Source organism: Clostridium guangxiense (genome assembly GCF_021043395.1).
In the GTDB taxonomy this organism is placed as follows: domain Bacteria; phylum Bacillota; class Clostridia; order Clostridiales; family Clostridiaceae; genus Clostridium_S; species Clostridium_S guangxiense.
Map to the genome: position 1 here is coordinate 1 of NZ_JAJNKE010000007.1, position 22,922 is coordinate 22,922.

Annotated in this window: 17 protein-coding genes; 2 read left to right on the forward strand and 15 right to left on the reverse strand. The window is 31.0% G+C overall.

The window, feature by feature from the left end; translation table 11 throughout:
• Positions 1 to 167: 167 nt before the first annotated feature.
• From LQK79_RS06600 to LQK79_RS06625, 6 genes are all read right to left on the reverse strand, one after another.
• Positions 168 to 1,820, reverse strand: coding sequence for a putative ABC exporter domain-containing protein (locus LQK79_RS06600; protein ID WP_053243404.1), 1,653 nt, complete (start codon positions 1,818 to 1,820; stop codon positions 168 to 170).
• Positions 1,807 to 2,541: an ABC transporter ATP-binding protein gene (locus LQK79_RS06605; RefSeq protein WP_231016004.1), complete on the reverse strand. Its 735-nt coding sequence runs from the start codon at positions 2,539 to 2,541 to the stop codon at positions 1,807 to 1,809. Before LQK79_RS06605 ends, LQK79_RS06600 begins: the two co-directional genes overlap by 14 nt.
• 180 nt (positions 2,542 to 2,721) lie before the next feature.
• The gene (locus LQK79_RS06610) at positions 2,722 to 3,528 is read right to left on the reverse strand and encodes an efflux RND transporter periplasmic adaptor subunit (protein ID WP_231016005.1); all 807 of its coding nucleotides are present in this window, start codon (positions 3,526 to 3,528) and stop codon (positions 2,722 to 2,724) included.
• Positions 3,525 to 4,241: an ABC transporter ATP-binding protein gene (locus tag LQK79_RS06615; RefSeq protein WP_053243406.1), complete on the reverse strand. Its 717-nt coding sequence runs from the start codon at positions 4,239 to 4,241 to the stop codon at positions 3,525 to 3,527. Before LQK79_RS06615 ends, LQK79_RS06610 begins: the two co-directional genes overlap by 4 nt.
• Positions 4,242 to 4,259: 18 nt before the next feature.
• Complete coding sequence (locus LQK79_RS06620) at positions 4,260 to 6,788, reverse strand: ABC transporter permease (protein WP_231016006.1); 2,529 nt, start codon at positions 6,786 to 6,788, stop codon at positions 4,260 to 4,262.
• 209 nt (positions 6,789 to 6,997) lie between these two features.
• Entirely contained in the window at positions 6,998 to 7,228 is a 231-nt protein-coding gene (locus LQK79_RS06625) for a DUF3892 domain-containing protein (protein ID WP_053243407.1), read from the reverse strand.
• Between the two features lie 173 nt (positions 7,229 to 7,401).
• Here LQK79_RS06625 and LQK79_RS06630 point away from each other — a divergent pair, with 173 nt between their 5' ends.
• Positions 7,402 to 7,839, forward strand: coding sequence for a MarR family winged helix-turn-helix transcriptional regulator (locus tag LQK79_RS06630; protein ID WP_053243408.1), 438 nt, complete (start codon positions 7,402 to 7,404; stop codon positions 7,837 to 7,839).
• Positions 7,840 to 8,296: 457 nt separating this feature from the next.
• The gene (locus tag LQK79_RS06635) at positions 8,297 to 8,803 is read left to right on the forward strand and encodes a nitroreductase family protein (RefSeq protein WP_053240705.1); all 507 of its coding nucleotides are present in this window, start codon (positions 8,297 to 8,299) and stop codon (positions 8,801 to 8,803) included.
• 270 nt (positions 8,804 to 9,073) lie between these two features.
• Here LQK79_RS06635 and LQK79_RS06640 read toward each other — a convergent pair whose 3' ends face one another.
• The 9 genes from LQK79_RS06640 to LQK79_RS06680 form a co-directional block, all read right to left on the reverse strand.
• Positions 9,074 to 11,596: an ABC transporter permease gene (locus LQK79_RS06640; RefSeq protein ID WP_053240704.1), complete on the reverse strand. Its 2,523-nt coding sequence runs from the start codon at positions 11,594 to 11,596 to the stop codon at positions 9,074 to 9,076.
• 294 nt (positions 11,597 to 11,890) lie between these two features.
• A complete protein-coding gene (locus tag LQK79_RS06645; protein WP_053240703.1) occupies positions 11,891 to 12,511 on the reverse strand; it encodes an HD domain-containing protein in 621 nt (206 codons plus the stop codon).
• Positions 12,512 to 12,522: 11 nt separating this feature from the next.
• Positions 12,523 to 14,253 carry a MutS-related protein gene (locus tag LQK79_RS06650; RefSeq protein WP_231016007.1) on the reverse strand — a complete coding sequence of 577 codons (1,731 nt, stop codon included), beginning with the start codon at positions 14,251 to 14,253 and terminating at the stop codon, positions 12,523 to 12,525.
• A gap of 544 nt (positions 14,254 to 14,797) precedes the next feature.
• Entirely contained in the window at positions 14,798 to 16,078 is a 1,281-nt protein-coding gene (gene aspS, locus LQK79_RS06655; RefSeq protein ID WP_231016008.1) for an aspartate--tRNA(Asn) ligase, read from the reverse strand.
• A 923-nt stretch (positions 16,079 to 17,001) separates the two neighbouring features.
• Complete coding sequence (locus LQK79_RS06660) at positions 17,002 to 18,111, reverse strand: hypothetical protein (RefSeq protein ID WP_231016009.1); 1,110 nt, start codon at positions 18,109 to 18,111, stop codon at positions 17,002 to 17,004.
• 15 nt (positions 18,112 to 18,126) lie between these two features.
• Entirely contained in the window at positions 18,127 to 19,128 is a 1,002-nt protein-coding gene (locus tag LQK79_RS06665) for a phosphodiester glycosidase family protein (protein ID WP_053240701.1), read from the reverse strand.
• Positions 19,129 to 19,431: 303 nt separating this feature from the next.
• The gene (locus LQK79_RS06670) at positions 19,432 to 21,555 is read right to left on the reverse strand and encodes a DNA topoisomerase III (protein ID WP_231016010.1); all 2,124 of its coding nucleotides are present in this window, start codon (positions 21,553 to 21,555) and stop codon (positions 19,432 to 19,434) included.
• A gap of 112 nt (positions 21,556 to 21,667) precedes the next feature.
• Positions 21,668 to 21,922, reverse strand: coding sequence for an HPr family phosphocarrier protein (locus tag LQK79_RS06675; protein WP_053240699.1), 255 nt, complete (start codon positions 21,920 to 21,922; stop codon positions 21,668 to 21,670).
• A gap of 184 nt (positions 21,923 to 22,106) precedes the next feature.
• On the reverse strand, positions 22,107 to 22,919 hold the full coding sequence (locus LQK79_RS06680; RefSeq protein WP_053240698.1) for an acetyl-CoA carboxylase carboxyltransferase subunit alpha: 813 nt from the start codon (positions 22,917 to 22,919) through the stop codon (positions 22,107 to 22,109).
• Positions 22,920 to 22,922 lie beyond the last annotated feature (3 nt).

A 22,922-nucleotide genomic window follows, 5' to 3' on the forward strand; every position in this document is an offset into this window, starting at 1 on the left:
GATTAGTGAGTTATTGAAAGCTCTTAAGATTTTAACAATTTGCTGCTTAGATTTATTAATTTTATTTAATATTCCAAAATGCTGTTACTTCGCAATATTTATAAATCACGATTGAATTAATTTTTAGTGAAACAATCCATTTCAACATAATACTTTATTGTAGCAGCTTACCTCATTTCTATTGCACCAAATAGGCTTTGCATAAAAACGCAATAAACTGCTCCAGTGGCAATTATTCCAATGCAATATACAAGCAATCCCCAAACTATACTGTGAAATAGGAAATATCCTGCAAGTGCTGCAGCTCCACCAGCTGGTGCAAAAACGAGTACATCAAATACTATCATTAAAAAGCCATTTTTTCCATCATCAAAGGAAGGCATAATTAAATTTATCAAAAGTTTATTAAATACTGTAACTATATAGGTTCCCCATAATCCAAGAAGTAAGAATAACACTCCAAATAAATTAGCCTTTCTATTCATAATTACAATAGGAAGTACAATACAAAGGTTTAACACAAAATTCCTTATAAAATCAAAGAAATGAAGTGCGATCATCTTTTCCCATGCCTTACCTGGTATTATAAATAAATACTGCTTTGTTCTTTCATATTTTAATGGAGATATACCCATTCCTCCTGAAGCTACCATGCTAAATGCAACTATAAGATATTCACTTAAAATTTTATCTGAGCTTAAGCTTCTTTCAAAATATGCTACAATCATAGAAACTACAAATGCTAAAACCCAAAATATATACATAATTACATTACTAGAAGTTCTATGATTCACAATACGTGCTTTCCATACAAATGCCCAGGCGCCCTTATATTCAAATTTATCTTTTACCGCCTTTACTTCTTTATTTTTCTCTTTTTTACTTGCCATATCTTGAATATCATCAGCGTTTTGTGATTTTATTGCTTTCTTATTTCGCTCCATAATTTCAATGGTTCCAACCGCTTCTTCATAATAATCTGTAGCAAAATAAACAGCTAAAAAGAAAAAGACAGAGGCAACAATAAATAAAGCTATGACTTTGTATAATGGATTATATTGTGGGAAAAATGGTGAAATCAAAGCATCTTTTGTCCACCCCAGTATTGGAACATTACTGATTACATTGCTATTAATGCTGAAAAATAATCCTTTTAAAATGTCACGTTTATATATGATTGACCCAATCACATATATTCCTGATGCCGCCATACATAAATACACAAAAATTTTAATTAATTTACCTATTTTAAATTTCATGCACATGGAATATATAAAAAACGAAAGTGACTTTAGAAACAGCACTAAAAATAATAATCCAAAAGCAACATAACCAAAGTTGGGTAAATTTAGTTTAAAATATCTGTATCCATACAAAAAATATACAAGCATAAAAAACAAAATCGTTCCAAAACTATTAATAATACTCCTTAACATAGTCCATAAGTATATTGTTCTTGGTTCAATTGGAGACGAGAAAAGATAATTTGCATCAGATATACTAAACTGACTTGGTCTATATTGATTTGCTGCAGAATATATACAATAAAGCAAGACAATTAAAAGTATCAAAGTTACAATTAATAAAATTATGTTGAGCGTGAAATTATTTTTAATTGAAATATCAATAATTTTTCTTTTAACTGATTTCTTATTCGTAAACAAGGGCATCGCAAATATTATTATTGGAAATATATAAGCCCAAGCAGATTTTATTGCTGTAAGAGGATTTGTCATAGTAACTTTTATATAGTTTTTTAATTTTAAAAATTCTATATATGATAAATTTATACAATCACGTACAGGATTATTTCTCTTCATCCTCAGTTACCTCCAAAAATAAATCCTCTAAGGAAGAATCCTCTCCGGCATTAACTTTAAGCCTCAAATCCTCTATAGTCCCCTCCAAAATAAGAGTTCCCTTCTTTAAGACAACTATTCTATCGCAAAGTCCTTCAGCAGTATCAAGCATATGGGTACTAATAAGAAGTGATTTGCCTTCAGCCCTTAATGCCTTAAAAGCATCTTTAAGCTCTCTTATAGCTTTAGGGTCAAGTCCTATTAAAGGCTCGTCTACTAAAAACACATCCGGTTTATGCAAAAGAGCACAGCAAATTGAAAGTTTTTGTTTCATTCCTTTAGATAGATCTCTTCCAAGGATATTTTTCTTATCGTAAAGATCAAATCTCTTTAATATTTCATTTCCATATTCCTGCCAATCATCTATATAATAAGCAAGTGCAATAAATTTCAAATGTTCCCACACAGTAAGCATAGGATATATATCAGGTGTTTCTGGTATATAAGCAAGTTTATATTTTGATTCCTGTTTTGTGCTATCTATACCATCTACAAGAACTTTTCCCTTCGTTTTTCTAAGAAGTCCAAGTATGCATTTTATAGTTGTAGTTTTTCCCGCTCCATTAGGTCCCGTAAGTCCAACTATTTCTCCTGCATTAAGATGAAAAGATATACCATCCACCGCTTTGTTTCCTTTATAGTATTTTTTCAAACTTATTACTTCTAATACTTTTCTCTCCATAATTCATTTACTCCTTAAAAAGATATTTTTAAAAAAATCCCGATTGGGCAATATCGGGATTTTAGGGGAGATTGGGAACACAAATAACATTCCCAAGTACATTTTTAATATAGATAAAATTATTTCTGTAAGATAAGTATCGTAAAATCTAAAATTTCTTTATAGGGTAAATAAAAAATTTTATTTCTGTATCTGTACGTCTACATTGTAATTTGGTAAAAGTTTGCCATCGCTGTTATCTATAGATATTTCTACAGGTATATTTGTTTCTCCATTTTGTTCTGTAACTGCTGCATTTGATATGCTAACTACTTTTCCTGTATACTTTGCTGAAGGATTTGAAGTAGGAATTATAGTAACTGCTTTTCCTGCCTGAACATCCTTTATAAATTCTTCTCCAACCTTTGCATCTATATATAAGCTGCCTAAATCTTGAAGGCTAAGTATTTTTTGTTGTGCTGAAACCACATCACCTTTTTTATATCCAAGGTCAGTAACAACAGCATTATCCATATCAGAAACTACATTACTTCCATTCAAATAACCTTTATTTAAAAGGGACTTAAGTGCATCAACTTCTGCTTGTTCAGCAGCTATTTTTGCATCCTGTGCATTTTTTTGATTATTCGTTTGATTTTGGGCATCATTTTTTAAGTCCTTGTCTGCTTCTACGGCCTTCTCTTTAGCCGTTATTTGATAATTAAGTTGAGATAAATCTAACTCTAAAAGTTTATCCCCCTTTTTAACTTTTTGTCCCTCTTTGACATTAATGGAATTCACCTTTATAACAGCTTGGGCACCACCATCTATAACTATATTTTCAGTATTGTGGGATTTTATAACACCTGATGCTTCTACATAATTATTGGCAACCTTTTTTGTAGTTTCCTTTGTACCTTGTGTGTTAGATTTTGAACTTCCACATCCAACAGCTGTAACAAGTGTTCCTATAATTATCGCCGTGAGTATTATCTTTGATTTTTTCATCTACTTTCTACCACCTTTCCATCTCTCACATATATTATCCTTTGACCATACTTTGCCGCTTCCTCAGAGTGAGTAACTTGAACTATGGTTTTCCCCTTTTCAAGGTTTATCTCTCTTAAAAGTTCCATTACTCCCGTTCCAGTTTTACTATCAAGGTTTCCAATAGGTTCATCTGCAAGTATTACATCCGGATCATTTATAAGTGCCCTTGCAATGGCAACCCTCTGCTGCTGCCCACCTGAAAGTTCTCTTGGGGTGTGCTTTCTTCTATCCTCTAGACCAACTATTTTTAGTATATCATCAAGCTTATCCCTATAACTTTTAAGTTTTTTTCCGTCTAGTAATATTGGAAGCATTACATTTTCCTCAACATTAAGATTAGGTATTAGATTATAAAATTGAAATACAAAACCAACATCTCTTCTTCTCATTATGCTCTGCTTTTTATCATTCATACTTGAAAGTTCCTTACCGGCTATCTTAACACTTCCTGTAGTTGGTTTATCAAGTCCTCCAAGAAGGTACAAAAGAGTACTTTTGCCAGAACCAGAAGGACCCATTATAGATACAAATTCGCCTTCTTTTATAACAAGATTAATATCTTTTAGAATTTCTACATTCTCATTACCAAGTTTAAAGGATTTATTTAAATTAGTGGTTTCTATAACTGGCTTACCAAGTTTAGGTTGAACTTTTTCTTCTAAAACTTCCATTCTATGCCTCCTATATCTTTATTCATATTTTATAGCTTCTATAATGTTCAATTTAGATGACTTAAGTGATGGAACAATTGCAGCTACAACAGTTATTAAAACTCCAAGTAAAATGCTTGTTCCAAAAACACTACTTGAATAATTCAATTCCATAGGAAAGTTTGCCAAATCAAACATAAATGGCATTATATAAATCATAAGCATTCCACCAGCAATTCCACATAAGCTCCCTATAAGCCCTATTAAAAGTGACTCTACAAATAACATTTTTCTCGTCTGATGTCTACTCATGCCAACAGAAGCATAAACAGCAAGTGATCTTTTTCTTTCTATGAAACTTATAACAAAGTTATTTATTACGCCAAAAGCTCCTATTATAAGTGCCATTATAGGAAATGCCTTAATTATTAGAAGCATTCCGTCATTTTGCTTTTTATTTTCTTCTTCTTGATGTGCTACAGTCTCAATTGTCAACCGCCTAGTTTTAAACCTTTTAGAAAGAACATTTTTCATTTCTTCGGGATCTTTATATGTCTTAATATCTAAAGAAGAACATTGATATAGTTTGAAATCTCCTTTAGCATACTTTTTAGGTACCAACGCCATATTTCCATCTTCCATCATTGTATCAAAGGAACCAACTATTTTGTAATCCTTATTTCCTCTGGTTGTCTTTATGGTAATATAATTTCCAATTTGCTTGTTATATCTTTTCATATTGCTTTTAGTAAGTATTATAGTTCTGCCATCATTGTAATTTTTAAATACCTCATTCTTATCTTGAAGCATTTTAACTTTTGCAAAATTATCTATTTCATAAGTATTCATAAATCTAATTTGAGTAATAGGTTCTTTATTTCCAATAACCTCAATATTTTGAGATGAATAATCTTCATCAACTTCCTTTATTCCCACTGTATTTTTTACATCACTGATGGTTGAATTGTCTAGTGAGTTGCCATCATCATTATTTACATATAGATCATAGTTAAAAAAGTCATAAGCCTTAACAAGTACCGTTCCTGCACTAGAGCTAACAACATTAATCATAAACAATGTTGATATGCCTATTGCTAGAAGTGAAATATTATTTATCAAGCTTTTATTCTTTCTTAGATTTTTTGCAGCCAAACTGCCCTCATTTCCAAATATAATATTGTATAATTTACTTAGTATTATTACCAAAAGTTCAGTGACATATGGGATAATTATTACAATACCTATAACCGAAAGCACCATGCATACTACAAGTATCATTAAAGATGTGCTGCTATTTAATGAACTTCCTTTTATAGCATTTGGAGTACTAAATGCACCTGCTACAAACACCAATCCTAAAATTAACTTCCATAGTTTTTCTTTTTCAGCATTATCTATAGTATTAAGTACAACATCCTTAACTGACAATCTTGATGATTTGGCTATAGGAACAATAGAACTTAAAAATGAAATAATTATCGAAAATATAAATGCACTTAATAATTGTCCAAAATTATAGCTAACAGAAGGAGCTATAGTTATTCCTTGTGCCATTTGAGATGCAATAAGTTTCATGAGTACCTTTAGTATGCCAATTCCAGCAAGATTTCCTAATATTCCGCCTATTATGCCGTATATTATGCTCTCTCCTACAAGAACCAAACTAGTAGATATCTTTGTGGCACCAATACTTCTGAAGGTTCCTATTACTGGAAGCCTTTCTGTAACTATTACCTTAAACACCGTATATATTATAAATGCACTCATCATTAAAACCACAATCATCATCATTCTAAATGCCATAGTTATTTGTCCAAGTGATTCATCTATCTGTTTCTCATCGATTATTTTTCTTACAGTATAGTGGTTATATGCAGGTGTAAGTTCATCTACAATTTGCTTTATATCATTGGAGTTTGATGCTTTTATATATATTAATGAGACTTCTCCCTTTATGTTATTTATATTCTCAGCTTGCTGCCTTGGAATTATAGCCATCATATTTTCATCGCTTTCCATTCCAAACATGCCCTTATTATCCGCTATGCCAACTATGGTATATTTGTGACTTATGGAGTCTTTACCTACTTTTATAGGAATTTTATCTCCTACAGAAAATCCATATTCATCAGCAGATTTTTTGCTTATTATTACTTTTTCCCCGCTAAATGGCGTAACAGAACCCTTACTATTAAAATCAAATAAGTCCATAAGTTTTATGTCATCATAATTAAAACCTCTTAACATTATATTTCTGTCCTTATCACCATGAGTGTATACTCCATTTGCATCCATTTCTCCAATTGCATAATCAGTTTTACTTTTTACTGTATCAGTTCTTTCCATGCTTAAATATGGTGTTGGAGATTTACTATTTGAATGTATTTCTATATCCGCATTTCCATAATACTGTCTTATAATATCTACATAAGTCTGTTTTATACTAGTGCTCATTCCACTTGATGCAAAAAACAACGCTGTTGATGCCATTATTGAAAAAACCACAAGAAAAGTTCTTAATTTCTTTTCTTTTATATTTCTTAGCATAAATTTAAGAATTATTCCCATTGATTCACCCCATTCCTATTTTATAATTTGTTTTAAATACATGTAATACTTTAATAGTATACTATGCTATAAATAGAATCAATACAATGTCTTTATTATATTAAAAAAGATTGTACTTTCATACTGACTTAAGTAATAAAAATTTATGACTAATGTCACAAAATATAAAAAAAGGATATGCTGTATCTGCATATCCTTTCCCTTTATGCTTAAAAAATTGGCTTATTATCTAGATTATCTCCCTCATTACCATTAGGGTTACTTCTCAAATACTCTCTACCATTCTTTGCCTTACCAACGTTTACACCCTCTATTAAATCATCCTTTGCCATTGTTATTGCTTCGTCTATTGAATATACATTTCCATTATCAAGCATTACGTCAGTTATATCTCCCTGAGGGTTTTTCTTTACTTTTATAACCTTAGATTTATCACTCATGCTAACACCTCACTTATTTTTTTATATTATTTGCATCATGGTTATATATTATTCATTTATAAAATTTTAGACTTTGTTTAAAAACTTCAATTGACATATTTAATTTTATAATATATAGTTGTATGTACAAACAATACTATTTTTAAAATAAAACTGTGTGGAGAGAAAAAATAATGTCAAATATAAATGAAGTATTATGTGATTGCTTATATTTCTCATGTAATAAGTTATCTAGAACATTAGGAAAAATGGCAGATGAGGAGTTTAGAATTACTGGATTATCTTCTACTTATGCATTTTTAATTAGTATCGTACATGAAAATGAAGGTATAGGCCAAAAAGAAATAGGGCAAATTCTTCATATTACACCATCTACAACAACTAGATTCATTGATAAGCTCGAAAATAAAGGTCTCTTAAACAGAAAAAGTGAGGGTAAAAACTCGTTTATATATTTAACAGATAAAGGACTAGAACTTCAAGCTCAAATTAATAAAGCATGGGAAAATCTTCATTTAAGATGTTTAAATGCCTTAGGTGAAAATGAATATAAAAGCCTCACCAAAATAATTAACAATACATGCAACAAAATAGACTCCTACGAGAAGTAACAATCTTCTCTTTCAAAGTAATGGAATGTATTATTTAGATAAACTGGAAGTTGTGAAGTAATAATGCTTCGTCGCGTTAAAAAAATCCTATAAATCTAAGTGGTTATTTAAAAAAAGTGGTTGCTTTGGGTTCAAGAAGAATAATGGGCAAAGCCCAAACCCCGCGTATGTTTATACTCGCATACGCTCAAACAGATTGAAATATCTAAGTATTTTACAATTTTTAAACCAAGATTTATTAGAATTTTTTTAAATCGTTCCTTCAGCATTGTTACTTCACTCTCACGGTGGTGCAAGGAAAAAATTCCTCCGTTCCTACGGAATTTTAAGTGAGAAGTTTTATATTAATAAAAATTTTTATATTAGCTTTTCTCTAATAATAGATTGTATGTACAACTAAGTATAGTCTTATATACTATGTTTTAAATATATAAAAACTAAAATGGAGGTAATAAAAATGAATGCAATTTTTAACAGGAGAAGTGTAAGAAAATATAAGGATAAACCAATTGAAAAGGAAAAAATAGAAAAACTTTTAAGGGCAGCAATGCAAGCTCCATCAGCAATCAATGAACAACCATGGGAGTTTATCGTCGTACAAAATAAAGATACATTAAGTAAACTTTCAAATATGAGTCCATATTCAAAGATGGTAGCAAGTTGTGGTGCTGCAATTATACTTGTTGCAAATACTGAAGCGTTTAGAATCCAAACAGGTTGGCAGCAAGATATGGGAGCCGCAGCAGAAAATCTTTTATTAGAAGCAGTAGCATTAGATCTTGGAGCTGTATGGCTTGGAGTTGCAACGTCAGAAGAAGTCTCTAAGTTTATAACAAATTTCTTTAACTTGCCAGAAAATATCAAGCCTTTTGCTTTAATTTCTGTTGGATATCCAGATGGTCAAGAAAATAAATTTATAGATAGATACAACCAAAGCAAAGTACATTACGAAAGTTGGAAATAATCTTGTCTCCAAATACTTCCTTGCTAATAAAATTTATCAGTATTCTAAATAAAACATGCCCTACTCATTCTTTTCGGCTCGAGGGAAGTAATGGTGGTGAAAGAACAGTTTAAAAAAAGTACAATAAATCTTAGAAGAATATTTTAAAAATACTTAGAGCTTTCAATCTGTCTGAGCGTCAGCGAGTTATTGAAAGCTCTTAGGATTTTGAAAATATTCTCCTTAGATTTATGTACTTTTTTTAATGTTCCGAACCACCATTACTTCCCGTCATTCATACTTAATAGCTTCTATTATATTCATTTTAGAAGACTTAAGTGCTGGCACAAAAGATGCAAGAACAGTTATTAAAATTCCAAGTACAAAGCTCATTATGAAGACACCCTTTGAATAATGCATATCCATCGGGAAATCCGCAAGCATAAGTATAAAAGGCATTGTCTCTGTCATTAAAACGCCGCCTATAATTCCGCATATGCTGCCAATGATACCAATTGATATAGATTCTATAAAAAGCATTTTTCTAGTTTGGAACTTACTCATGCCAACAGAAGCGTAAATTGCAAGAGCTCTTTTTCTCTCCATAAAACTTATAACAAAGTTATTTAAAACCCCCACTGCTCCTATTATAAGGGCCAATATTGGGAAAGCCTTTATAAGAAAAAGTGTCTTATTTATATAATCTGTGTTCTCTTTTTCTCTTTCTGTGATAGTTTTTATAGTAAGTGCCTTATCTTTAAATTTTTTAACTAAATCATTTTTTACATGAGCCGCATCTACATAAGTTTTTATATATACAAAGCTTGGCTGAAATAAATTGAAATCACCCTTAGCGTATTTTTCAGGAATTATTGCACTACTCCCATTGTTCATAAGAGTATTAAAAGATCCAACTATTTTATACTCTCTATTTCCTCTAAAAGTTTTAATACCTATATAATTTCCTACTTTTTTATTTAGCTTTTTTAGATCAGTAGTTGTCATAATTATATTTCTTCCGTTTTCAAAACTTCTAATAACTGCACTTTTATCTTGAAACAACTTTATGTCCAAATAATTTTCAATATCATATTTGCTTAAAAAATATATCCCAGAAATTTTGTTGTCACTATTTTCAATTTCCACATCCCAGGAGAAATATACTGGTTCAACATCGCTTACTCCATAGTTACTTTTAATTCTATTCAATACTGTTCTATCAACAGATTTTCCATCATCATTATCCATCCACACATTATATTTAAATATGCCATAGGCTTTAACTATTTCTTTTCCCACACTATAACTTGCAACGTTTAACATAAATAAAGTTGAAATTCCTATAGTTAAAAGAGAAATGTTATTCATGAGATTTTTATTTTTTCTCAAATTTTTAGCTGCTAACAACCCTTCATTTCCAAAAATAATACCATATATTACTTCAAATACTTTAACAAAAATCTCAGTTACGTATGGAACAATAACAATAATTCCAATAACTGCTGCAATCATGCTTATGATATCAAACACCATATCTAAAAACTTACCCATTGAATTTTTAGCTACAAGCCTTGGAACTATAGTTGATAAAATGATAATCGCTATTCCCAGGATAAACTTCCAGAATTTTTCCTTTTCTACTGTATCTATTGTATTTAAAACAACATCTTTTACAGAAAGTCTAGCGGCCTTAACTATAGGTACAATAGAACTTATAAATGAAACTGCAATTGCAAATAGGAAAGCTACAATTAACTGTTTTAAGTCATATTCAATTGATATATTTATTGTAAAGTCATCAGATAACTGCCTACTCATAATTCTCGCCAACAGTTTAAGTATTCCTATACCTGCGAAATCACCTATTATACCACCTAATATTCCATAGCAAACACTCTCCACTATAAGGACAGTGCTTGTAGTCATTCTTGTTGCCCCTATACTTCTGAATGTGCCTATTACAGGCATCCTTTCTGTTACAACGACCTTAAATACAGTATATATTATAAACATACTCATTATAAGAACTACCATCATCATAGCTCTAAAAGCCAATACAATTTGCCCTGTTTGTTCTTCAACTGATTTATCGTCTATTGCTTTTTCAACAGTATAATTTTTATAAACTATTGATAAATCTTTTATTAGATTATCCATATCACCTTTATTTTTAGCTTTTACATATATACTCCACACTTGATTTCCGGCATTGTTTATTTGCTGAGCTGCCTTTAAAGGAACTATTGCCATCATATTTTTATCGCTTTCTATTGCAAAAAATCCTGTATTTTCAGCTATTCCAGCCACATTAAAAGTCATGGTACTATCACCAATTTTTATTTTTATCTTGTCTCCCACATTAAGTGAATACCTATCAGCAGATTTCTTACTTATTATTATCTTATTTCCATTAAAAGGCTTTACAGAAGAAGATTTATAAAAATTAAGAGGGTTCATTATATTTATATCCTCATAATTGAAACCTCTAAGTGTTATATTTCTATCTTTGTTTTCCTTTGTATATACACCACTAGCATCAATCTCACCAATAGCATAGTCTATTTTATTTTTAAATTTATTTGCTTTGGATACACTTATAAAAGGAGATGGCGATTTTCCATTTGCATATATCTGTATATCTGCATTGCCAAGGTACTGTTTTGTCACTTCTGTAAAGGTCTTTTTAATAGTTGAGGCAGTTCCACTGGAGGCAAAGAATAAGGCTGTAGAAGCCATTATTGAAAACATAATTAAAAAAGCTCTTAACTTCTTTTCTTTTATATTTGTAAGTATAAATTTTATTATTATTTTCATTAAAACACCAACCCCAATATTAGAAATACATGAAAGTTTTAGATTTTATTTAACTAAGGTTATACAAGTAAGCTTAAAAATTCAGAGCAGAGTGTAGGGAGTAAAGAGTAGAGTGGAGGTAGATTTTTCTCCGCTATCGCTGCGTAAAATCTAAAACTTAATGCTTACGCATTGCATAAAATATAGTGTTCATCACAGCTGATGCTAATAAGTTCTAAGATTTACCTAAGAGAAACGAAAGGTAAATCATCCTTCACTCTACTCTCTACTCTTTACTCTCTACTCTATTTAAGTTTAAATCTTTTTCATTTTCCTAAGAAAAGTGTTAATGCTTTCTCTTTCTTCTTTTTCTCTTTCCTTTGAAATGGGTTTTCTACCAAGTCTATCACATAATGATAAAAGTGCTATTTCAGAAGTAGAAGTTTCGCTTTTCATTTTTTCCGGCTCTGCAAACGACATGTTTTTGGCAATAAAAAATGTCTGCATGTGCCATCTTACAAGCTTAACAACCTTATTCACAAAATCCTGCGGTTCATTAAAGCATTTAAAAAATTCTTCTGCAAGTTCCTCTCCCATTTTGTCATGATCATAGGCAGTTATTCTTCCTTTTCTTACCTTAGTTGCCTTTGCTTTACCTATGTCGTGAAGAAGTGCCCCCCACATAAAAGCTCTTTTATCTGAACTTTTATCTTTACTTTGAGCTGCATTGTCAACTACAAGCATTGTATGTTTCCATACATTGCCTTCTGGATGATGTTTAGGTTCCTGTTCTACTTTTTCAAGGTCACCCAGCATGTTAAATGGATACTTATTAAGTTTATTTTCCTTAAGTAATGTATTTAAATACTCAGATGGTTTTGAATCATTCATAAGGTGATAATCTATTTCCCCAAAAATTTTATTAATATCCTCCATGAAATAACCTCCTATATTTTTAAGAGTCTCTCATTAGTTTTTTGTATTATCTCCTCAGGATATTCAAGATATTTTAAAAGTTTTATTGCATTTCTATTTTTACATACACCTTCTTTTATTTTGTAGTCAAATTTAAGACCTTCTTCATTTATATCCTCTGTAAAGTAATAGCATAAATATTTATCCTTAAGAATTTCTGTAAGCTCAAGGTCATGAGTTGCTACCAGCGTAAGGGTATTATGTCTACTTATGTAATTTAATATTTCAGCCGCTGCATTAACCCTCTCAACAGGATTAGTTCCTCTAAATATCTCATCTACAATACATAAAACAGGTTCGTCTCCGCACTCGTTTATTATTCTTTTAAGAGCTTCTGCCTCTCTAAAATAATAACTCTTTCCTGAAGATATATTATCTTCTGGACTTATAGATGTCATTATCTTGAAAAAGCTTGTCTTGTAGGATTCTGCAGTGCACGTATATATAGTTTGAGCTAAAAGTGCATTTACGCCAATTGTTCTAAGAAATGTCGATTTTCCAGACATATTGGTTCCTGTAAGTATTATGCCCTTGTTTTCTAAAGTTATTGAATTTGCCACTGCCTTTTCTACTAAAGGATGATAAACTTTCTCAGCTTCTATAGTATTTTCATCACTTACAAATTCAGGCTCTGTACAAGCTGCTCCTATCCATTCTCTAAACGAAGCTACAGACATTAATGCATCCAGTTCGCCTAAAGTCTTGTAAAGTTCTTTTAAATCAGCTCTATACTTTTTTATATCATTAATTGATGAAAAAAACTTTCTTTCTTCTATTAAAAATACAGAATATAACATGTCAACAACAGGATCTCTAAGCCCATTTGATGCTTGAAGTCCAGCTGTTTGCTTAACTATTACCGATACGCTTTTAGAAGTTCTTTTTAAAATTTCAGTATAGTGTTTTATTTCATCATTATTAATTTTAGATATACTCTCCGCTCCATGTATTATGCCATTCAGATATCCAAGAGAATTTATATATGATTCAACATCCCTTTTAAATTTACCATGCTGCAAATTATTTATAACAAACAAAGCACCAGCTATTATGATAAATTTAAGCTTGAAAATAGGTATTGTGATAACAGCTACTAGGAAGGCTAATGCTAAGAAATCGAATAAATATTTATATTTATAATTCACATCAAAATCCTTAGTTATTATAGAATAGACTCCATTGTCGCTCATTCTCCCTAGTCTAACAAGTTCTATTCCAATTTTGTTTCTTATTTCAGCATTATTCTTAAATAACTTTATAACTCTATTTCTCTCTAATAGTTTTTCTTCTTTAAGCTCTGGTTCTCTCAAAATTTTATAAAGCATTTCTTCACCAGGGGAAGTTACTGTTCTGTCAATAAGCTGAAATAATTCATCCATATTAAGATCAGCCCAGGTTTGATCGTCAATACTAAAATTGCTATCTTTTTTTCTTGCAAGCGTAAAAAACTTTTGAGTGGATTTAAAATTTCTTTTTCTCTTTTGAAAATTACCCCAATGCTCCTTAAAATTTCTATAATTAACTATATTTATTAATCTTGCCTTTACATATGTAATTATAATGATTAATATAATTGCAGCTAGTACTCCTAGTAAATAATAAGGGTTTTTAGTATTTCCAGCTATGCCACCAAATATAAATGCCCCAACAAGTGCAAAAAAACTTAGTGCACTACATGACATACTAATATTATCTTCATTCATTATTTTTCCTCCTACACATATTATTGCCTTAAATAATACACTAGCTTAAAATAGCTGTCAATTTACATTTAAATGGACTGTAAATTATAACGAAAGACAGCTGGATAGGGGGACTGTCCAGCTGTCTCTATTTCTATGATATTTTATAGGGGAATGATTCATTTGCTATGATTATATAATAACTTATAATTGTGACAATCATATTACAATTATAAGTATAATATATTAATTTATACTCAAGTAACTTAGAAGTTATAAGTTTCAATTTTATCCCGACAAACTGGAAGTTGTAAAGCAGAGTACAAAGTACAGAGTACAGAGTACAATGAAGGTGGATTTACCTTTTGCTTCGCTTAGGTAAATCTTATAACTTGATAGTGTCAGCTGCGCTGAACACTATATTTTAAGCGCTTTGGGCGTATTAAGTTTTAAGATTTTTCGAAGCATAGCGGAGAAAAATCATCCTTCACTGTACCCTGTACTTTGTACTCTGTGCTCTGAGTTAAATTCCAGTTTATATGCTTCTAGTGCCATCTATCAACTGCTAAGGTAGCAGTCTTTTTTTATCTCTTACAAACGCTTCTGCCTCCCTTATATTATCTAGTTTTAGAAGTTTCATTGTAAGTCTTTCAAGCCCTATTGCAAGACCGCCATGAGGAGGCATTCCAAATTTAAAGGTATCCAAATAATTTTTAAAATCATCTGGATTTAATCCTTTTTCTATCATGCCCTTTTTAAGCATTTCATAGTCATGTATTCTTTGACCTCCTGTTGTTATTTCCATTCCTCTAAAAATAAGATCAAAGCTGTGTGTTAAATTTTTTCCGCAAGGCATTGTATACATTGGCCTTTTTTCTCTAGTATAGTGTGTTAAAAATACAAAATCAGAATTATATTTTTCCTTTATAAAGGCCCCTATAAGTTCCTCTCCCTCATGATCTATATCCGTTGTGAGCTCTGTTTTATTGTACTTATCTCTTAATATTTTTATTGCTTCCTGAAGCGTCATAACTGGAAGTTCATCTTGTATTTCTGGGATTTCAACTTTAAGAAGTTCAATTTCCTTTTGGCATTTTTCTTTTATATGCTTAAATATATTCTTTAAAAGTTTAACTTCAAGCTTTATCAAATCCATCTCATCATTAATAAATCCCATTTCTAAATCCATACTCACGTATTCATTTAAATGCCTTTTAGTATCATGACTTTCTGCTCTATAGACATGACCTATTTCAAACACTCTTTCATATCCCGCTGCAACCATCATTTGCTTATAAAATTGAGGACTTTGTGCAAGATATGCTTTCCTATCAAAATACTTTAATTCAAAAAGCTCTGTTCCACCCTCTGCTCCTTCAGCAGTTATCTTTGGTGTAAATATCTCTGTGAAATCTTCCTGCTCTAAAAATTTAGAAAAACCATGTGCAATTTCTGCTTCAACCTTAAATACCGCATTTATCTTTTCATTTCTCATACTCAAAACTCTATGATTTAGAATAGTGTCTATATTTGCCTCAATGCTTTCACTATTTATTTCTATAGGCAGATCTTCTTTTACCAAAGACATTATTTTCAAATTATCTACTTGAAGTTCAAAATCATCCTTGTTCCTTTTAACAACTCCATTAACTTCAATCACACTTTCTAGTTTTAAATCTTTTATATCTACCTGCTTTGTGCTTACTACACATTGCACTATTCCTGTTCTATCTCTCAAAAGCATAAATGCAATCTTTCCAAGTTTTCTTATTCTGTGAACCCATCCTTGAAGTTTTACTGTTTTCTCTAAATTACTTTGAACCTCATTTACTAAACATCTTTCCATAGTCTGATTCCTCCTATAAAATTTTGTATAAAAAACGTCCCTGATACAAATTTTAAAGTAACTCTGCTATTTGATTTTCGTAAAATTCGTAGAAACATCGAGATTTTACAAATTCAAATAGCGATTTACTAATTAAAATTATATAAAAGGGACGAATCATTCGCGGTGCCACCCTGATTAACCAACTTAAATCAATTCACAGTTCACAATTCACAATGAAAGGTGATTTTCTGCTGAAGCTGAAAATCTTAAAATTTAATACTTATACAATCATACTCAGCAAAGCTGGTAATACATAAGTTTTAAGATTTATCTTACGTAAGGAAGGTAAATTCACATTCATTGTAGTCTGTACTCTAATAAAAAAAGCTCCCACTCCAATTAGGAGTGAGAGCATATTCCCACGGTACCATCCTTACTTAATCAATAAGCTGATTCACTTTAACCTTTTAACGGTAGAAACCGGATTATCCTACTTAGGCATCTTCAAGAAAATAATCAGTCCATCTAGTGGCTAATTTTGTGTAATATTTCGTCAACTGAACCCGCTAAGACTGCCTAGTATTAACGGAACCAGTTTTCTCGTATTACACAAAATCATCTCACAATATGGACTTGTTATTTTTTTCAGATGCCTTAAATTTCAAATAATCTACTCCGAGATGTCCTTCATTTTAATAACTTTTCTCGGCTCGCACCAAACCCGATTCGCTTACATGGATAAACCACTTCAACTAATGAAATTTATTTGCACCATAACGCCCAGAAGATATCATTTTAGTACAAATAAATTTCAAGTTTTCAGAGATGTTTTATCCCTAAAATTTCATTAAAATTACTCTTCTCTTCTTCGTATTTAAAATAGATTATATTACTTCTTATAATTAGTGTCAATGATAAAATTATAATTTCATGAATTTTTATTAAATCACAGTTTCTATAATCTTACCATCACTTAAACTTATTATTCCACCGCCAGTACTATCTCCAAACATACAAACATAGGTACCTTTAAAAGAAAATCTTTTTCCTGTTTTTATATTTAGTATTATTCCTTTTTCATTATCTACTGTATATATATCTCCAAGATCTGAAACATATATGTGTTTTGAATCAACTTTGGTCTTTAATGTAATTTTGTTCCAATTGCCTTTAACCGCTGTTATTTTATTAGAGCTGCCTTCTGCCTTTCCTGTAGAAATATCACATGTATAAATTGCATTAATCTTACCATTCACAAACTTACCTACATAAACTATTCCATTGTCATCTACGTAAAGAAGCTTTAAACCAGTCACTCCTTGTATTTGAAGCGGCTGAGTACGCCATACATCTTTTTTAACTTCATGTGCTGCATAAATTTTTTTATCAACCTCATCTTCAAATACAACTACATTTTCAGCTTTAAAAATATAATAATTGCCTATGTTATGTATTGGCAAATCCATTTTTTTTATCCCAGTTGATATATCCAATTTTTTTAAAAAACTGTAGTTTTTAGAACCATTTTCAGTAATTTTTAAGTATATTAATGTGTTTTTATTGTTTTGCTGAATCCCAGTAATCTTATAATTGCTGTTAATAGGATAAGATTTCCATTCATTATTAACATCCAAATTTTTAATTAATTTATTTTCCTTTGTTTCCTTTGGATCATATGTTGAAACCTTTATATCAGCATTCTTTCTTTCTATAACCATAAGTTTATCATCACTTGACATCCAGTTTATACTTACATTTTCTATGGGCACATTTAATTTAATAACATTATCCTTATTATCCTTCATTGTTATAACATGAATTGAATTTTTTAAATAATACGATACAAATTTTCCAGTAGAAGACGCCTCAATATTACGTGCATCATATGGAATATCGGCTTTAACATTTGTCTTTTTTTCACTTGGCACATCAATTCTTTTGTAAGTAATCTTTTTATCTCTTGTGTAAAAGTTATTAAAATAAAGAAGTACTACAGATTGAATTGCCAAGGAAATAAGTACCCAAATAATTACCTTCGTTACTTTTTTCATATTGTCTTCACCTCACTAACGTTCTACATACAATATATCTGGCACAGCTCTTTCGCCAGTAGCACTAGAAGGATTATTTATAACTTCGCCATTATAATACATTGTTGTAGAACCTCCTCCATCAAGACACACCGCATTAACTGCACCAAAACTTCTCATTATTCTTTGTACATCCTTGAGATTCGCTCCTAATTTTAGTCCCTGCCTTCCATCAACAGTTAAAAATATAATACTTTTGTCTTCTGCCTGCCCTATAACCGTTCTTGGACTAAATCCATCCATTCCATCATCCTGTATATGATCCTTACCATCTTTTATAATATATGGTCCTGTTACAAAGGCATTCTTTATGTTATCTTTAATAAGCTCATTGGGAGAGTATTTTTTTCCAACAGAAAGATTACCGTATGCATCAATACTCATTACATCATCCATTTTTTCATCCCACTTACTTTTATTCTTAGGATAAACTATTCTTCCATCAGAAATAACAAACCCCGTTGGAATTGCCCCTGTTCCATTTCCAGATGTATCCACATAATATCCTCCATTCATTGCAATAAGCGCATTGTATCTTTTAGCTATATCATGTGTTGTATCTCCTACATATCCTATTTTATTTGCGTACCCTATTTTAACTCTTTTAGGATTTTTAATTACATAAACAATGGCATTGTAATCACTAACTGTAGGATCATATCTTATAACTCCATCATTGTTATAACTCACTTTTACACGCTCAACTTTTTTATTGTCAATGGCATTTTCAGCTTTATTTTCTTCTTTTATTATTGCGTTTATTTTAGCATCACTAAAAAACCATTTTGCTATGTATTGATGCGAACCTGTAGCCATAATAGTACTAACTATAGCATTTCTTACATTTTTAAATGGTCCGTAAAGAGCAACCGGTAAAGCAGTCACAGCAGTAAATATAAATTCAAACAAAATAAATACAATTAAATTTCTAATTTTATTTTTTCTTTTTTTACTCCTTGAATTCTCACTTCTTCCCATAATTATTCCTTTCTATATAAATAATGTAAATATTTTCATACATATAATATTAATTTTAAATAAGCTTCAAGTCAAGATTTTTAATCGTTGTCCTTATAAAATTGTTATAAAAATAGACTATGTTTTAAAACAAAGCCTAAAAATAAAAACAGTTGGATAGGGGGACTAGCCAACTGTTTTCATATAAAATGCAATCATGAGGGATTTATATATTCACTTGCTATACTTATATGGTAACCTATTATTGTTACAATAAGAAATACAAATTATTAACAAATTTAAAACTTTTTATTTTCTATAAAATTACTGCTCTTTAATGATAACTGCACCATAATTATTCATTTTAAGAGTATATACAGTTTTTTCTTTAGTATTTGGCTTTATCCCAAACACATTATTTAAAACTTTTTCTTTAAGCAGAGTCTTCATAAGCTCCTTACTGATTTCTATTCCATAGGCAGCTAAAGCATTTTTCCATGAAGTAAATTTACATCCAGATTTCCAATTACTGCAATAAAATGCTTTTGAATTCTCTAGAATATCTCCCCCTTCGCATAAAGGGCACTTACCTAAAACCTCCGCAGGCTTTTTGTTAGCAGGCAGCTTATTTTTACTACTGTCCTCAAATACGATTGATCTATTCATCTTAGCAGATTCCTGTATTATGTATCTCACATATCTTTGAATACTCTGCATAAATCTTTCAGACGCCATCTTTCCTCTTGCAATAGAAGTAAGACCTTTTTCCCATCTTCCTGTAGTTTCTGGAGATTTTAATTCTGGCGGAACAATTTCTATAAGCTTCATGCCTTTATCTGTTGGCTGCAATGCCTTTCCTTTTCTTTTTATATATCCAACGCTTATGAGCCTTTCGATTATAGCTGCTCTTGTTGCTGGTGTACCTATTCCGCCTTCTTTAAGTTGTTCTCTAAGTTCTTCATCCTCAACAAAACGGCCTGCATTCTCCATAGCTGAAAGAAGAGAGGCCTCATTATATGCGCTTGGAGGTTTAGTTTTTTTCTGTTGAATTTCAGTTTCTTTAACCTCCACTTTATCGTTCTTCTTAACCTTTGGAAGTTCATCATCTTCTTCGCCCTTTTTAGACTTACCATCATCTTTATAAAATTCCATCCATCCCAGCTTTAATATTGTTTTTCCTCTTGTTAGAAAGTCTTCATTACAAACCTCAGTGGTTATTTTAGTTATGGTATATTCATAGTTAGGATAAAATACGCACATAAACCTTTTTACTATGAGATCATAGGCTTTAAACTCATCCTTACTAAGACTTTGAATATTCGGCTTCACATCAGTAGGTATTATGGCATGATGGTCTGTGACCTTAGAGTCGTCTATAATCCTCTTCGTAAAAGGAAGCTTTTTCATGCTTAGAAGATTTGCTGAAAACTCCTTATAAGGCTCAATATTGAGTTTTGCTATAGTATTTTTAACTTTATTAACCATGTCATGGCTTAAATATCTACTATCTGTTCTGGGATATGTAACCATTTTTCTTTTTTCATATAAATTTTGAATGATATCTAAAGTTTTCTGAGCAGAAAATCCAAATTTTTTATTACAATCTCTTTGAAGTTCAGTTAAGTCATATAAAAGTGGTGGCACTTGCTTTTTCTTATTATTTTCTACGCTTATTACCTTACCGTCGTTTCCCTTAACCTTATTTGAAATTTCCTGAGCTTTTTTAATATCGACTATTTTTGTTTCTTTTGTCTCTTTATCAAACCAGGTTCCTTTAAATCCATCAAATTCAGCATTTACTTCCCAATAATCCTTTGGGACAAAATTGTTTATTTCTTTTTGTCTCTCCGTCATTATTGCAAGTGTTGGAGTTTGAACTCTTCCAACGCTCAAAAGCACGTTATACTTTAATGTATATGCACGGCTTGCATTCATTCCAACAAGCCAATCAGCTTCAGATCTGCATTTTGCTGAATAATAAAGATTATCATATTCACTTCCAGGCTTTATGCTTTCAAAACCTTCCTTTATAGCTTCATCCGTCATACTAGATATCCATAATCTATTAAATGGCTTAATACATCCCGCCGCTTCATAAGTATATCTAAAGATAAGTTCTCCTTCTCTTCCCGCATCTGTTGCACATATAAGAGATGATATATCTGCTCTATTCATCAAGGTTTTAAGTATATCAAACTGTTTTTTTGTATCCTCTATGGGTTTTATCTTCATCACTTCGGGTATTATTGGCAAAGTATCGAATCTCCACTTTTTATAAATAGGATTATACTCTTCTGGCTCCCACAAGGTCACCAAATGTCCCACTGCCCAGGTCACAATATATTTGTTCCCTATAAGACATCCTTCCCCTTTGGTTCTACAATTTAATACCCGTGCTATATCTCTTCCAACAGATGGTTTTTCAGAAACCACCAAAACTTTTTCCATGAAATCACTCATTTCTAAAAATTGTACCCGCTTTAATTATGGGCACAATTTAAAATTACAATCATACTTAATTATATATTTTTAAGCACGAATATTCAACTTTAGTGTACCATTATTCCTTATCAAACACTGCTGCCATCTCATCAAGTGCTAGTGCTTCATCTGGTCCAGATGCCGTGATTTTTATTTGTGCCCCACAATTTGCTCCTAAAGCAAGTACATTAATTATACTTTTACTATCTGCCTTTTTGCCATTAAACTCTATAAATATGTCAGATTTAAACCCAGATGCCTTTTTTACTACAAGGGTAACAACTCTTGCATGAAGTCCTAATTTGTTCTTTATTACTACATTCTTAAAAACCATAACTTATCCCCCAACATATATTTTTATGAAAACGTTTGCTAGCTTTATTATAAGCATAGGCTATTGATTTACAATAGTCAATATAATACACGCTTTTTTGTAAAAAATTACAAAAAAATTAGCCATTATGTTTATCATATATAGCTAATTTTAGGCATATAACTTTATTATTATTAATAATTAATTACTCCATATATTTCCCAATTTTTCTAAATTTATCATATCTCTTTTCTATAAGTTCATCTGTACCTTCGCAGCATAATTCATTTATATCTTCAATTAAGTTTCTTTTTAACGTTTCTGCGACACTAAGAACATCACTCTGTGCTCCGCCTTTAGGCTCATCTATAACCTTATCTATTATTTCATAGTGCATTAAATCCTGAGCAGTTATTTTCATAACCTCGGCAGCCTCTCTAGCTTTTGTAGCATCTTTCCATAATATACTTGCAAAGCCTTCTGGAGATAGAAGCGAATATACAGAGTTTTCAAGCATCCATACTTCATCTGCTACTGCCATTGCCAGAGCTCCACCACTTCCTCCTTCACCTATTACAATTGAAATTATAGGTGTTTTTAGATTTGCCATGGTTATAAGGTTTTTAGCTATAGCTTCACCCTGTCCTCTCTCTTCGGCACCAATTCCACAATATGCTCCTGATGTATCTACAAAACATATAACAGGTCTATTAAATTTCTCAGCTTGCTTCATAAGTCTTAAAGCCTTTCTATAGCCTTCTGGATATGGCATACCAAAGTTTCTTTCAACATTCTCCTTGGTATTTCTACCCTTCTGCTGACCAATTACTGTCACACTTCTACCTGCAAGTTTTGCTATTCCACCAACAATAGCTGGATCATCTCTATATCCTCTATCCCCGTGAAGTTCAATAAACGAATCAAATATTTCACTTATATAATCTAAAGACGTAGGTCTTTCTATCGCCCTTGAAATAGTAAGTTTCTCCCATGGTGTCAAACTCTTCTTTATATTCATCCT